Annotated in this window: 12 protein-coding genes and 1 pseudogene; 12 read left to right on the top strand and 1 reads right to left on the bottom strand. The window is 72.5% G+C overall.

What is annotated here, in order from left to right; all coding sequences use genetic code 11:
• Positions 1-122 precede the first annotated feature (122 nt).
• From ACMATS_RS10230 to ACMATS_RS10200, 7 genes are all read left to right on the top strand, one after another.
• Positions 123-272 (top strand): hypothetical protein, encoded by a 150-nt coding sequence (locus ACMATS_RS10230; RefSeq protein ID WP_171087223.1) that lies wholly within the window; start codon positions 123-125, stop codon positions 270-272.
• Positions 273-417: 145 nt separating this feature from the next.
• Complete coding sequence (locus tag ACMATS_RS10225; RefSeq protein ID WP_414167746.1) at positions 418-3,564, top strand: lantibiotic dehydratase; 3,147 nt, start codon at positions 418-420, stop codon at positions 3,562-3,564.
• Positions 3,561-4,922, top strand: coding sequence for a lanthionine synthetase C family protein (locus ACMATS_RS10220; protein WP_414167745.1), 1,362 nt, complete (start codon positions 3,561-3,563; stop codon positions 4,920-4,922). Before ACMATS_RS10225 ends, ACMATS_RS10220 begins: the two co-directional genes overlap by 4 nt.
• A 167-nt stretch (positions 4,923-5,089) precedes the next feature.
• Positions 5,090-5,497 (top strand): cell division protein SepF, encoded by a 408-nt coding sequence (locus ACMATS_RS10215; RefSeq protein ID WP_336412701.1) that lies wholly within the window; start codon positions 5,090-5,092, stop codon positions 5,495-5,497.
• A 24-nt stretch (positions 5,498-5,521) separates the two neighbouring features.
• Entirely contained in the window at positions 5,522-6,691 is a 1,170-nt protein-coding gene (locus ACMATS_RS10210; RefSeq protein WP_391150981.1) for an AAA family ATPase, read from the top strand.
• Complete coding sequence (locus tag ACMATS_RS10205) at positions 6,684-7,130, top strand: nucleotide pyrophosphohydrolase (protein ID WP_414167744.1); 447 nt, start codon at positions 6,684-6,686, stop codon at positions 7,128-7,130. The genes ACMATS_RS10210 and ACMATS_RS10205 overlap by 8 nt, the downstream gene beginning before the upstream one ends.
• 119 nt (positions 7,131-7,249) lie before the next feature.
• Positions 7,250-7,708: a DUF6099 family protein gene (locus tag ACMATS_RS10200; protein ID WP_414167743.1), complete on the top strand. Its 459-nt coding sequence runs from the start codon at positions 7,250-7,252 to the stop codon at positions 7,706-7,708.
• A 23-nt stretch (positions 7,709-7,731) separates the two neighbouring features.
• Here ACMATS_RS10200 and ACMATS_RS10195 read toward each other — a convergent pair whose 3' ends face one another.
• Positions 7,732-7,974: a hypothetical protein gene (locus ACMATS_RS10195; protein WP_336412697.1), complete on the bottom strand. Its 243-nt coding sequence runs from the start codon at positions 7,972-7,974 to the stop codon at positions 7,732-7,734.
• Positions 7,975-8,221: 247 nt separating this feature from the next.
• Between ACMATS_RS10195 and ACMATS_RS10190 the strand changes: the two genes are divergently transcribed.
• From ACMATS_RS10190 to argF, 5 genes and pseudogenes are all read left to right on the top strand, one after another.
• A complete protein-coding gene (locus ACMATS_RS10190) occupies positions 8,222-9,145 on the top strand; it encodes an LLM class F420-dependent oxidoreductase (RefSeq protein WP_414167742.1) in 924 nt (307 codons plus the stop codon).
• Positions 9,146-9,222: 77 nt separating this feature from the next.
• Positions 9,223-10,161, top strand: a complete 939-nt coding sequence (mmuM, locus tag ACMATS_RS10185) for a homocysteine S-methyltransferase (RefSeq protein WP_391150989.1) — start codon at positions 9,223-9,225, stop codon at positions 10,159-10,161.
• A 137-nt stretch (positions 10,162-10,298) separates the two neighbouring features.
• A pseudogene (locus tag ACMATS_RS10180) lies at positions 10,299-11,645 on the top strand (AAA family ATPase); the annotation flags it as partial.
• 261 nt (positions 11,646-11,906) lie between these two features.
• Positions 11,907-13,130 carry an arginine deiminase gene (locus tag ACMATS_RS10175; RefSeq protein WP_390778319.1) on the top strand — a complete coding sequence of 408 codons (1,224 nt, stop codon included), beginning with the start codon at positions 11,907-11,909 and terminating at the stop codon, positions 13,128-13,130.
• Positions 13,131-13,217: 87 nt separating this feature from the next.
• Positions 13,218-14,219: an ornithine carbamoyltransferase gene (argF, locus tag ACMATS_RS10170; protein WP_414167741.1), complete on the top strand. Its 1,002-nt coding sequence runs from the start codon at positions 13,218-13,220 to the stop codon at positions 14,217-14,219.
• The last annotated feature ends 65 nt before the right edge of the window (positions 14,220-14,284 follow it).

Genomic DNA, 14,284 nt, shown 5'->3' with positions numbered 1-14,284 from the left:
TTGATGGTCTGCTGCGGAACCAGGCCCCTGCATGGCGCCCGGTCCAAGTCCCGCGGCCCGGCGGGGGACTTCTGCATTCGCGGGTTTTCCCGGGGCCGACAACACCATGGGAGGTATGCGTCATGACGACGATTGCAGTCGAGACGGAATTCGACCTGGACCTCGACCTGGAGGTCGTGCCGCAGGAGGGGACCGCCTTCGGTCCGCACACCAGCGTCACCATCACGGGCACCTGCATGTCGTGTCCGGTGACCGTCATGTACTGCCACTGAGCAACCGCTGCCGAGTGATCGGCCGTTTGTCAATGACCAGTTGACCCGTGTGCGGCGGGAGGCGCGGACCACCGCGCTTCCCGCCGCACCGGCGCCGTGGGAACGGGTGCGAATGACTGCCGAGGCCGAATTCGATTGTGCGGGCGTGGCATTGCTGCGTGCGGCCGTGCTGCCCCTGCCGGCCGCGGGAGTGCCCGGCGTCGGGCCCGCCGCGGGGGACGGCGGGGCCGTCGGGGACGAGCGGCACATCAGGAAGCGCATCGAGCAGTTGACGGCCGATGCGGCGTTCATGGCGGCGGTGGGCCTGGCGAGCCCGAGCCTCGCGGGGGAGGCCCGGCGGGCGGCGGACGGGGAACCACTCAAGCCCAGGAGACTGCGCCGGATCCTCGTCTCCCTGGTCAAGTACCGCCTGCGCATGACCTGTCGACCCACCCCCTTCGGATTCTTCGCGGGAGTGGCCCTCGCCGAATCCGAGTCAGAATCCGAGTCCGAATCCGGACCCGTGCAGGAACTCGGCAGCGAGCACCGCAGCATCAGCCGGCCGGACGCGGCATGGCTGAACGCGGTCGTGGACAAGCTGGCCAAGGTGCCAGGCGTCCTGGAGCGCACCCGGCTGGTCGCCAACGACCTGCACACGGTGCGGGACGGCAGGCTGGTCCTCCTCGACTTCTACGACGCCGACGGATCCAGCCAGTTGGCGCATTCCGTGCGGATGACGAGCGTGGTCCGGTGCGCCCTCGAGTGCGCGACTGCGCCCTTGCCCTGGCCCGAGCTCGTGAAGCAGCTCGCAGAACGCTTCCCCCACGCGCCCGATGGCGCTGTCGAGCGCGTGGTCGCCCAGCTCGTGCACGGCCGGTTCCTGCTCAGCGACCTGATGCCGCCGCCCGACGCCGTCGACCCCCTCGGACACGTGCTGGAACGCCTGCACGGCTGCGACCACTTCCTCGCGGGGGAACTGCGGGAGGTCCGTGCCGCACTGTCCGGCCTGGACGCGGCGCGGCCCGCCGACCGCGGCACCGCACTGACGGCCGCGAGCGAGCGGATGCGGGCCCTGCACCCTGCCGAGAACCTCGTCCAGACGGATCTCGCGCTCGACGCCCGTCTCGTGCTGCCCGTCGGCGTGGGCCGGGAGGTCGAGCGCGCGGTCACGGCGCTGTGGCGCACCTCCCAGGCCCGGCCGGGCAGTTCGGCACTGCGCGCCTACCACGGGCGCTTCCTGGAGCGGTACGGGACCGGTCGGCAGGTGCCGCTGCCGGAACTGCTCGACGAGGCCCGCGGACTGGGCCTCCCGGAGGAGTTCCGGCAACAGCCCGGCGGCCCGCCGGAGCCGCACCCCGACGCCGAGCACAGGGACCGCGTGCTGGGCGAGCTGTTCCTCGACGCCACCCGCCGCGCCGCAGCCGTTCCGGGAACCGTGCCCGAAGCCGTGCTCGACGAGGCGGCGCTGCGGTCCCTCGCCCCGCAGGACCCCCGACCGCGACCCGCCTCTCTGGAAGTGGGAGCCGAAGTGGTGGCGGACAGCTGGGACGCACTGTGCGCGGGGGACTTCCGGCTCGTCCTGGGGGCCAACCCGGGCTCACCCCTGGCCGGGGCGACCTTCAGCCGGTTCGCACCGGTCCTCGGCCAGAGCGCCGGACACATCCGCGATCTCGTCCGCACCGGCGCCGAGGCCACGGCGGACACCGTCCGCACGGCATGCGTCGCCTACCGGCCGCGCGTGATGCGCTCGGCGAACGTGGCCACCGTCCCCCAATGGCTCCCGCACCGCATCCCCCTCGGCGTCGGCCCCGCAGCCGCCGGCACGGTGACGGACCTGCGCGCACCCGGCCTGGCCGTGTACGCCGACCTCGACCGGCTGCACCTCGTCGACACGGCCACGGGGGAGAAGGTGCGGCCGGTGTCGTACTCCATGCTCAACCCGATGAGCGGGCATGTTCCTCCCACGGCACGCTTCCTCCTGGAACTCGGCCGGGAAGGACAGGAGTGGTGCCTGCCGTGGACCTGGGGCCCGTATTCCACCGCCCCCGCCCAGCCGCGGGTGACGTACGGCAGGACCGTGCTCTTCCCCGCGCGCTGGCTGCCCGACCGGCAGTTGACCGACGCAGTGGGCAGCAGTGACGCCGCCTGGTCCGAGCAGGTGCGGCGGTGGCGGGAACAGTGGGGCGTGCCGCGCCACGTCCTGCTCACGCGCGTGGACAACCGGATCGCCGTCGACCTCGACGACCCGCTGCACCGGCTGGTCCTGGAGGACGAGTTGAAACGCCCTGCCGGTCTCGTCGTCGTGGAACAGTACGGCGGACACGAAGGACGACAGTGGCTGTGCGGCCCGGACGGCGCGCACGCGAGCGAGTTCGTCTTCCCGGTCGCCGGGCGGCGGGCGCCCGGTGCGTCGGCCCCGTCCGCTGCGTCGCAGCACGTCCCGGCCCCGGTCCCAGAGCGCGCGGCCGGCGTGCACGTCCCCGGCGGGGAGTGGCTGTACGCGAAGATCTACGTGCCTGAGGCGCTGCAACCCCGCGTGCTCTCCCGGCACCTGCCGGAGCTGACGGATCCCGAACGGCTCGCAGCGGTCGGTTCCGACTCCTGGTTCTTCCTGCGCTACGCGGACCCCGACCCCCATCTGCGGCTGCGCTTCCACGGGAAACCGGCCGAGCTGTGGTCGCTGCTGCTGCCCGGACTCCGGGAGTGGGCGGAGCGACTGCGCGGTTCCGGGCTGGCCGGCCGGCTCGTCCTGGACACCTACGACCCCGAGATCGAGCGGTACGGCGGCGCAGCCGCGATCCACCACGCCGAGCAGGTCTTCCACACGGACAGCGCCGTCGTGCTCGGGCAGTTGACCGCGACGTCCGGCGAGCCGGACGCCCTTCCGTCCTCCGTCCTCGCCGCCTTGGGGGTGCTCGCCGTACTCACCCGGCTCGGCACCGAGGACGAGGCCCTGACCTGGCTCCGGAGCGGCTCTGCCGTGGCCCGGCGCGGCGACGTCCCGCGCGACCGGAAGACATACGTGGCCGACCTGCTCGACGACCACGGGCGCCCGCGGCCGCCTGCCGCGCTGGAGACCGTACCGGGGCTCGCCGCGAACTGGTCGCGCCGCTCCGCCGCCCTGGACGCCCTGCACGACGTCCTGGCAGGAACGGAGGACCACGGCAGGAGCCGGCCGACGGCCGCGCTGAGCCTCGCGCACATGCACTGCAACAGACTCCTGGGCCCGGCACGCGATCAGGAGACGCTCGCGCACGCGACCGCTCTCGAAGGGCTCGCCCTGCACCTGAACAGGAAGAGGCACGCCCGATGAGCCAGTTGCTCCCCTCCTGCGAACAGGCCCGGGAGACCGCAGCCGAGGTGGCCGGACTCCTGGCCGACCCCGCCCGGGTCGCAGCCGTGACGGCCGGGGCGTACGAGACCGCACCGGCCGCACTGCTGCTCCCCGGCTGGCGGCCGTCCTCTCTGCTGCTCGGTCACGCCGGCATCGCCATGCTGCACGCCCGCCTGGCCCAGGACGACCCGCGGTCGTCCGCCACAGCACACGCCCACCTGGCCGCTGCCGCAGCAGCGGCCGCGAAAGCCGGACCGGCGGGCGCAGGCGATCTGACGCTGCCCGCCCTGCTGCAGACCGCCGTATCAGGCGGATACACCCGACTCCTGACACGCAGCGCCGAAGTGCACGCCTCCTATGTGGCTGCGGTGACCTCACAACTGACGGACCGGCGCCGGTCGGACGGCCCCGGACTGTCGTACGCCGACTACGACGTGATCGCGGGCCTCGCAGGTCAAGGACGTGTCCTCCTGCTCAACGCAGAGCACGGCGATGGGCGCAGCGCCGACGTGCTCGCGGACGTACTCATCTGGCTGACCGGTCTCGCACGGCCCGTCCGCGTCGCAGGACACGAGGTCCCGGGCTGGTGGTGCGCACCTGACCGGTACGTCGTCGAGCGCGACCGCAAGACCTTCCCGGGCGGTGACTTCAACGTCGGTGTCGCACACGGCATCTGCGGTCCGCTCTCGCTGCTGGCGCTGGCGTACCTGGCGGGGTACCGGGTGCCCGGCATGCAGGACGCCCTGCGCACCATGGCCGACTGGGTGACGGGCAAGGAGCGCAGCGACGCGGAGGGCGCCCGGTGGCCGGGCCGTGTGTCGTTCGAGGACGAGACGGCGCCCGCGTCGGGAGAGCGGGTGCCGCGGTCCGGCACGGGCTGGTGCTACGGGACGGCGGGCATCGCCCGGGCCCTTCACCTCGCAGGCGAAGCGCTCGCGGACCCGGCCGTGCAGGAACGGGCACACAGCGCTGTGCGGGAGGCGTTCCACAGCCCGCCGGAGCCCGGCATGCGCGAGGACCTGACGCTCTGCCACGGCCGGTCGGGTCTGCTGCACGCGGGCGTGCGGACGGCCGCGGCAACCGGTGACGCGACGCTGTGGGAGGACGTGGACGCCATGGCCGCTGCGATCGCCGCCGGGTTCGATCCGCAGGCCGCCTTCGGCTACCGGCAGGTCCTGCCGCCCGGCGCCGGGGCCCGGGCGCTCGACGCCCCCGGCGTGCTGGACGGAGCCGCGGGCATCGCCCTCGCACTGCTCTCGTACGCCGACGCCCGCGCGGGTCGGCCCGCTGCACGGTCCGGCGGGAGCGTGTGGGATGCTGCCTTGCTGACGAGCTGACTGCGCGGCGATCCACCGGACCGTCAACAGCTGTTGCGACAGCGGAAGTGACGCGCCCCCGCGGCGGAGCACGCCCGCACGGCGCGTGTCATTGGGCCGAATGGGGCCGGTTGTCCCTAGAATCGCGGGATGTACATAGTCAGCACGTTCCCCGGAGGGGTGAGCCGGTGAACAGGTCCGAGGCCACCGATGAGCAGTGGGAAGGGCTTGCCGAAGTGGTCCCGCTGCGCGGGCACCACGCCTGGCCGTCCTGGCCAGACCACAGGGCCCTGCCCGAGGAGGAGACGGGGCGGGACCGGCGGCGTCTGGTCGTTCTGCGCGTGCAGTTCTTCGCAGACATACGAGAGGTCGCCGAGCATTTGATGGATGCGGTGCCGGTGGTGCTCGACCTCACCAGTGCCGACACCGAGGTCGCCCGGCGGATCCTCGACTTCGCCAGCGGCGTGGTCTTCGGCCTGGGCTGCGGGATGCACCGGATCGACACCAACGTCTTCCTTCTCGCACCCGAAGGAACCGAGGTGGGGTCCGGGTACCCCGATCGTAGGAAGAGTGATCAGCTGAAACGGTTTGGCTGAACGGTCGCCGCATACGGTCCGGGCATGGACACACACCGTGCCCGACCGGCCGCCGTCTTCGAGCGGCCCACCGTCACCGAACTCCGGCTCTCCGCCTTCAAATCCCACCGCAACGCCGTCTTCCGGCTTGCCCCGTTGACCCTCTTCCGGGGCGCGAGCGGCAGCGGCAAGTCCAGTGCCCTGCAGGCCTACGAGGCCCTCGCCCGGCTCGCCGGCGGCGACACCCTCGAAGAGGCCCTCGTCCCCGTGGCCGGCGGTGCCGGCGCGTGCGTGCCGCAGCACGCCAGGCCGGACGCCCAGGGGAGGCGCGGGTTCCGGATCGGCTGCACGGTCGAGGGGCCCGTGGGACCGGTGAAGCTGGACGTTGCGGTGCAGGCCGAGCCCGAACTGCGCGTGGTGGGCGAACGGTTGACCGGCTCGGGGCGGACACTGCTGTCCACGGCGCTGCGCGACCCGGAACAGCCCCGCGTCGAGGCCGCCTGGCACACGGCCGGGTCCGTGCCCGTCACCCGGGCACCCCTGCCCGACGACCGGCTCGGCACGGCGCTGCTGCCGCTGCGCGTCGCCGGCAAGACCGCGGGGCAGCGCATGGTGCTCGACGCGGCCGAACAGGTCCTGATCGCGCTGCGCTCGGTCTTCGCCTGCGACCCGCGCCCGGAGCTGATGCGCGCCCCCGTCGCCGCGCGCGACGGGCGGCTGCGCAGCGCCTGCGACAACGTTGCCGCGGTCCTGGGCCGTACCCGCAGCGAGTGCGTCACCCGGCACGCTGCGCTGGTGTCGGCGGCGGAGGCGGGGTGCCGCGGGCAGGTCGAGGGGCTGTCGGTGCAGGGGCTGGAGGGCGGCTTCGTGCGGGCCGTCCTGGCCCGCAGCGCGGGGGCGGCCACGCCGTTGGAGCGGCTGGGCGACGGGGAGTTGCGGTACCTGGCGCTGTGCCTGGTCCTGCTGACCGGCCCCGGGGTGCTGGCCGTGGAGCCGGTGACCGAGGTGCTGCCGGCCCGCCAGGTGCTGACGGTGCTGGCGGACGGGCTGGACCGATGCCTGGACCCGCACCAGGCGCGGGAACTGCTGGAACTGGCGGGGCGGATGTGTCACCGGGGGCACATCCGGCTGGTGGGGACGGTGCGCGGGGAGGCGGGTGCGATGGCGGAGGAGGTGGAGGGGGCGTCGATGGTAGACCTGGGGTGTGATGGATGAGCGTGAAGAAAAGGGACGCGACGGACGCGATGGGCGGCGGGGCGAGTGCGGCGACGACGCGAGCGGTGGCGCCGCGGACGTGAGGGCGTTGCAGCAGCGCCTCGCCGCGTTCGCCGCGGCGCGCGACTGGCAGCCGTTCCACACGCCCAAGAACCTCGCCGCGGCGCTGAGCGTCGAGGCGTCCGAACTGGTCGAGATCTTCCAGTGGTTGACGCCGGAGCAGTCGGCCCGGGTGATGGCGGATGCGGGGACGGCGGCGCGGGTCGAGGACGAGGTCGCGGACGTGCTGGCCTACCTGTTGCAGTTCTGCGAGGTGCTGGGGATCGATGCGCTGGCCGCGCTCTCCGCGAAGATCGACCGCAACGAGCGGCGGTTTCCGGTAGGAGGGCGGGGGCCCGGTGCGGGCGGCGATCATGGCGATCGTCACTCTCCGGAGTGATTGAGTTATCCACACCCGATTTGGTATCCACAGATTTCTGAATTCCCCTGGCTTTTCCGGCAGTTAGTCATCACTCTGGGTAGTGAGAGTGCGCAGTCGGAAAATGTGGGGGACGGGGCATGGACGCGGTGCGGCTGATCAAGACCACGCAGGCCGCCCTGGCGCAGGCCAGGACGGTGCGCGAGATCGTGGTCGAGGCATGGCAGACACAGGCGCTGGCCGAGGCGGTCGGCAGCCACCTGACGGTCCACGGGCCCTTCGAGGCCCGGGCCGCGGCCGGCGGCCTCAGCGAGGCGGGCGGCAGGGCCTCCGGCGCGCTGCGGCAGATCACGCTGCGCGCCGGAGTGTTACGGGCGTCGCAGCTCTCCGAAGTGCGAGACCCGTGGCAGGCGTTGAGGGAACTGGGCGATCTCCTCGGCGAGGTGGGCATAGCCCTGGTGGGCGTCGCCTGCGTCTGCGAGGAGGATGCCGTGTACTGGCAGTGCATCGAGGCCATCGATGCCGCGGACGAGACCAGCGACCGGGTGGGCGCCCTGCTGAGACGGCTCGCCCTGCGGGAGCACGGGGGTGCCGCATGAAGCCCGCACGGCCAAGCGGCCGGTCAGCCCTCGGTGCGGTCCCCGGCCGCGGTGTCCGGGCCGGCGCCGCCCGCGTCGTGCGCAGGCTCCGCCCCGGGCGGGAAGCGCTGGGCCGAGGACTGAAGGTCGGCGTCGAGCTGCGACAGGTTGGCGTTCAGCGCTGCCATCAGCTCCTCCATCTGCTGCAGCAGGCCCTTCGGTGCATCCTGCTGCGGGGAAGCGGCCTCGCTCGGCACTGCCTCGTCGGGCACGGCTCCCTGGGTCATGGTGGCCTCCTCGGCCCCGGCCCTCCCGGTGCGGGCGGGCGGTGTTGCGGTCGTCGTCTCCGGCAGCGGACACCGGCGCGGGTGCCGGGCGGTCCGGCTCCGCCCGAGCCAACGATCACCGGGCGCGCCGGATACTGGCGGGCGGTCCGACGGTCGGCGGAGGTGACGGAAATTCACCCGACCGAGGTGGGCGGGGCGGGTCGGGTGCTGATCGGTTGACGCACGTTCGAGCAGGCAGGATGGAGGGATGGACCTGCGCATTTTCACCGAGCCCCAGCAAGGGGCGAGCTACGACACTCTGCTCACCGTCGCCAAGGCCACCGAGGACCTGGGTTTCGACGCCTTCTTCCGCTCCGACCACTACCTCGCCATGGGTTCCGCGGACGGTCTGCCCGGGCCGACCGACGCCTGGATCACCCTGGCCGGGCTCGCCCGGGAGACCCGCCGCATCCGGCTGGGCACGCTGATGACCGCGGGGACGTTCCGGCTGCCCGGGGTCCTCGCGATCCAGGTGGCCCAGGTCGACCAGATGTCGGGCGGCCGGGTCGAGCTGGGCCTGGGGGCGGGCTGGTTCGAGGAGGAGCACACCGCGTACGGCATTCCCTTCCCAAGGGAGAAGTTCGGCCGCCTGGAGGAGCAGCTGGCCATCGTCAGGGGTCTGTGGGAGACGGAGGTGGGCAGCACCTTCAGCTTCGACGGGAAGCACTATCGGCTCGTCGACTCCCCTGCGCTGCCCAAGCCCGCGCAGGGCAGGGTGCCGGTGCTGATCGGTGGTCACGGTGCCTCGCGTACGCCGCGGCTGGCCGCGAAGTACGCCGACGAGTTCAACATCCCCTTCGCATCCCTGGAGGACACGGAGCGGCAGTTCGGCCGGGTCCGGGCGGCGGCCGAGGCTGCCGGGCGCAAGGCCGACGAGCTGGTGTACTCCAACGCCTTGGTGGTCTGTGTCGGCAAGGACGATGCCGAGGTGGCCCGGCGGGCCGCCGCCATCGGCCGCGAGGTGGACGAGCTCAAGGCGAACGGTCTGGCGGGCTCCCCGGCCGAGGTGGTCGAGAAGATCGGCCGCTATGCGGTGGTCGGCTCCTCCCGGATCTACCTCCAACTCCTCGACCTGGACGACCTGGACCACCTGGAGCTGATCTCCTCCCAGGTCATGTCCCAGCTGGGCTGAGACCACGGCACCCCGGGACCGAGGAGAACCGAGGAGAACCGAGGAGAACCGAGGAGAACCAAGGAGAGGAGCACCCGATGCCCGCGCCTTCCGTACCGCTCGCCGACGCCTTGGCGCGCGGACCGCTCGTCCTGGACGGCGGGCTGTCCAACCAGTTGGCGGCGCAGGGCTGTGATCTGTCCGACGAGCTGTGGTCGGCCCGGCTGCTCGCCGACGATCCGCAGCAGATCGAGCAGGCGCACCTGGCGTATGTGCGGGCCGGGGCGCGGGTGCTCATCACGGCCAGCTACCAGGCCACGTTCGAGGGGTTCGCCCGCCGGGGCAAGGGGCGGGAGGAGGCCGCGGCGCTGTTGCGGAGCAGTGTCGCCCTGGCCCGGCGGGCGGCGTCCCGGGCGGAGGACGAGGTGTGGGTGGCCGCGTCCGTCGGGCCGTACGGGGCGATGCTCGCGGACGGCAGCGAGTACCGCGGGCGGTACGGGCTGGGCGTGGCCGAGCTGGAGCGGTTCCACCGGCCGCGGGTCGCGGCGCTGGCCGCGGCCGGGCCGGACGTGCTCGCGCTGGAGACGGTGCCGGACGCCGCCGAGGCCGAGGCGCTGCTGCGGGCGGTGCAGGGGTGCGGGGTGCCGGTGTGGTTGACGTTCAGCGCCTCCGGGGAGCGCACCCGGGCCGGGCAGCCGCTGGCGGAGGCGTTCGCCCTGGCCGCGGGGAACGAGCAGGTGATCGCCGTCGGGGTCAACTGCTGCGATCCGTACGACGTGGGCCCCGCGGTGGAGACGGCGGCGCGCGTCACGGGCAAGCCGGTGGTGGTGTATCCGAACAGCGGGGAGGGGTGGGATGCCGCGGCGCGGGACTGGCAGGGGCGTCCCACCTTCGAGCCCGGGCTCGCCCGCGCGTGGGTGGCCGCCGGGGCGCGGCTCGTGGGCGGCTGCTGCCGTGTGGGGCCGGAGCGGATCGCGGCGCTGGCCGCCGTGATCGGCGGCGGACCGGCCCCCGGCGGGGCACGGCCCGTGTCATAGGGTGGGCAGGGCGTGAGGTGATCTTCGCCGTCCTGTGCACCGTCGGCGCGGCCCGCCGTGCCCGTCGGGGCGTCGCCGTCACACCCGGTGCGCGACGGCGGCGAGGCCGGACAGGCCAGGCAGGAAGGCGAGGCGGCATGAGCACGAACGAGGCGGGAGGCGTCCACACTCCCCGTGTGACGCCCCGTGTCACTCCCCGCGTCCTGTCCGTTCCCGAGTTGTGCCTGGTGGTGCTCGTCGGGGCCACCGGATCCGGTAAGTCCACTTTCGCCGCACGGCACTTCAGGCCCACCGAGGTCGTCTCCTCCGACTTCTGCCGTGCCCTGGTCGGTGACGACGCGGACGACCAGAGTGCGAGCGCCGCCGCCTTCGAGGTGCTGCACTGCATCGTCGACAAGCGGCTGGCCCGCGGTCGCCTCACCGTCGTCGATGCGACCAACGTCCGGCCGGAGAGCCGCAAGGAACTCCTCCGGCTGGCCCGCGAGCACGACGTGCCGCCCGTCGCCGTCGTCCTCGACGTCCCCGAGCACGTGTGCGCCGAGCGCAACGCCGCCCGCCCCGGCCGGGTCGCCCCGCCGCGTCAGGCCCTTCAGCGGCACCGGAGCGAACTGCAGCGCTCCCTGGGCAGGTTGGAGAGCGAGGGCTTCCGCCGTCGTGTGCACGTCCTGCGCGGCGCCGAAGAGGTCGAGGCGGCCGAGATCGTCCGCGAGCGCAACCCGCACGATCTGCGCCGTCTCACCGGTCCGTTCGACATCGTCGGCGACGTGCACGGCTGCCGCTCCGAGCTGGAGAGCCTGCTCACCGCGCTCGGTTACGCCCTCACCCGCGACGCGGCCGGCCGGCCCGTCGGTGCCGTCCACCCGGCAGGGCGCACCGCCGTGTTCGTCGGCGACCTCGTCGACCGCGGCCCGGACAGCCCCGGTGTGCTGCGCCTGGTGATGGGCATGGTCGCCGCCGGTCACGCCCTGTGCGTCGCCGGTAACCACGAGAACAAGCTCGGTCGCCGCCTCGACGGCCGCGGGAACACGGCCGCGAACGGCCTCGCGGAGACCCTCGCCCAGCTGGAGCGGGAGAGCCGGCGGGATCCGGAATTCCCCGGGCGGGTGCGGGAGTTCGTCGATTCGCTGGTCAGCCACTACCTCCTCGACGACGGCCGCCTCGTCGTCTGCCACGCCGGGCTGCCCGAGAAGTACCACGGCCGCACGTCGGGCCGGGTCCGCGCGCACGCCCTGTACGGCAGGACCACGGGCGAGACGGACGAGTACGGCCTGCCCGTGCGCCACCCGTGGGCCGAGGACTACCGCGGCCGCGCCGCCGTCGTCTACGGCCACACCCCGATGCGCACGGCGACGTGGCTGAACAACACCGTCTGCCTCGACACGGGAGCCGTCTTCGGTGGCCGCCTGACCGCGCTGCGCTGGCCCGAGCGCGAGCTGGTGGACGTTCCTGCGGAACAGGTCTGGTACGCGCCGGCGCGCCCGCTGCCCTGAGGCTGTGCCCCGTCAGGGTCGCGGGGAACTGCGCGACCAGCCACCGACGGCCCGCAGTCGACGCACCACCCTGGGGGTCCGGGGCGAAGCCCCGGGGCAGCACGCCATCTGCGGGTGCGTCGTGGCTGGTCGCGCAGTTCCCCGCGACCCTTCGGGGCGCGAAGATCCACCGGACTCGCCCCGGGGCGGCAGCCGCGCGGCACTCCGTGCCGTCCATGCCGAGTATTCACCCCGCTCCGGGGCGAGGATGGAGGCATGGGATTCCACGTCGATTCCGAGGCCGGGCGGCTGCGCCGCGTCATCCTGCACCGCCCGGACCTGGAGCTCAAGCGCCTCACCCCGTCGAACAAGGACGCCCTCCTCTTCGACGACGTGCTGTGGGTGCGCCGTGCCCGCGCCGAGCACGACGGCTTCGCCGACGTGCTGCGCGAGCGCGGCGTCGAGGTGCACCTCTTCCAGGACCTGCTGCAGGAGAGCCTGCAGGCGCCCCGGGCCCGCTCCCTGGTGCTGGACAGAGTCTTCGACGAGAAGGAGTTCGGCCCCCTGGCCACCGGGCATCTGCGGGCCGCCTTCGACGGGATGTCCGAGGCCGAGCTGACGTCGTGGCTCATCGGCGGCATGACCAAGCGGGAGTTCCTGGAGCGGCACGCCGAGCCCGTCTCCATCCGCTTCCACGCCATGGACCTGGACGACTTCCTCCTGAACCCGCTGCCCAACCACCTCTTCACCCGCGACACCTCGGCATGGATATACGACGGCGTGAGCATCAACGCGATGCGCTGGCCCGCCCGTTGGCACGAAACCGTGCACTACGAGGCGGTCTACCGGCACCACCCGCTCTTCGCCATGGGCGACTTCCGCGTCTGGTGCGAGGGGCAGTCGGCCTATCCGTCCACCATCGAGGGCGGCGACGTGCTCGTCATCGGCCGCGGTGCCGTGCTGATCGGCATGAGCGAGCGGACGACTCCGCAGGCGGTGGAGATGCTGGCCCGCGGGCTGTTCGCCGCGGGCTCGGCGAAGACGATCGTGGCGCTGGACATGCCCAAGCGGCGAGCGTTCATGCACCTGGACACCGTGATGACCATGGTGGACGGCGATACGTTCACGCAGTACGCGGGCCTCGGCATGCTCCGCTCGTACACCATCGAGCCCGGCGCCGGGGAGCGGGAGCTGAAGGTCACCGACCACCCGCCGGAGCACATGCACCGCGCCATCGCCGCCGCCCTGGGGCTGGACTCGATCCGCGTCCTGACCGCCCGGCAGGACGTGCACGCGGCCGAGCGCGAGCAGTGGGACGACGGCTGCAACGTGCTGGCCCTGGAGCCGGGCGTCGTGGTCGCCTACGAGCGCAACGCCACCACCAACACCTACCTGCGCAAGCACGGCATCGAGGTCATCACCATCCCGGGCAGCGAGCTGGGCCGGGGCAGGGGAGGGCCGAGGTGCATGAGCTGCCCGGTCGAACGGGACGCGGTATAGGGGCGGCAGGTGAGGGTGTGCATAATGATACGAAAACTTGTATGAGCTTCCATATCCCGTGCAGTTGTCAGACCTAGGAGCCACCCCATGGCGACAGACCTCAAGGGCCGCCACCTCCTCAAGGAAACGGACCTCACCGCCAAGGAGTTCCACAGCCTGATCGAGCTGGCCGCCGAGCTCAAGGCCTCCAAGCGCGCGGGCACTGAGGAGCGTCGGCTCCAGGGCCGGAACATCGCGCTGATCTTCGAGAAGACCTCCACCCGCACCCGCTGCGCCTTCGAGGTCGCCGCCGCCGACCAGGGCGCCTCCACCACCTACCTGGACCCCGCGGGCTCGCAGATCGGCCACAAGGAGTCCGTCAGGGACACCGCACGGGTGCTCGGCCGGATGTTCGACGCCATCGAGTACCGCGGCCACGGCCAGGAGACGGTCGAGGAGCTGGCCGCCCACGCGGGCGTCCCCGTCTTCAACGGCCTCACCGACGAGTGGCACCCCACCCAGATGCTGGCCGACGTGCTCACCATGACCGAGCACACCAGCAAGCCGCTGGAGCGCGTCGCCTACGCCTACCTCGGCGACGCCCGGTACAACATGGGCAACTCCTACCTCGTCACCGGTGCCCTGCTCGGCATGGACGTCCGCATCGTGGCGCCCGAGGAACTGTGGCCGTCCGCCGAGGTGGTGGCCCAGGCGCGCCGGATCGCCGAGACCAGCGGCGCGCGGATCACGCTCACCAAGGACGTCGGGGAGGGCGTGCGCGGCGCCGACTTCATCGCCACCGACGTGTGGGTGTCGATGGGCGAGCCCAAGGAGGTGTGGGACGCCCGGATCGCCCTGCTCGCCCCGTACGCCGTGACCATGGACGTCCTGCACGCGACGGGCAACCCGGCGGTGAAGTTCCTGCACTGCCTGCCGGCCTTCCACGACCTGGGCACCTCGGTGGCCCGCGAGATCCACGAGCGGCACGGGCTGACCGCGCTGGAGGTCACGGACGAGGTCTTCGAGTCCGTCCACTCGGTGGTCTGGGACGAGGCGGAGAATCGCATGCACACCATCAAGGCGCTGATGGTGGCATCGTTGGGGGACTGAGTGCCCCGAAGGGGCGCGGGGAACTGCGCGACCAGCCACCGACAACCCGCAGACGCTGGGCGGCA

Origin of the sequence: Streptoverticillium reticulum, assembly GCF_047456005.1 — a bacterium.
Lineage (GTDB): Bacteria > Actinomycetota > Actinomycetes > Streptomycetales > Streptomycetaceae > Streptomyces > Streptomyces reticulum.
This window is presented reverse-complemented; position numbering and strand designations above follow the sequence as displayed.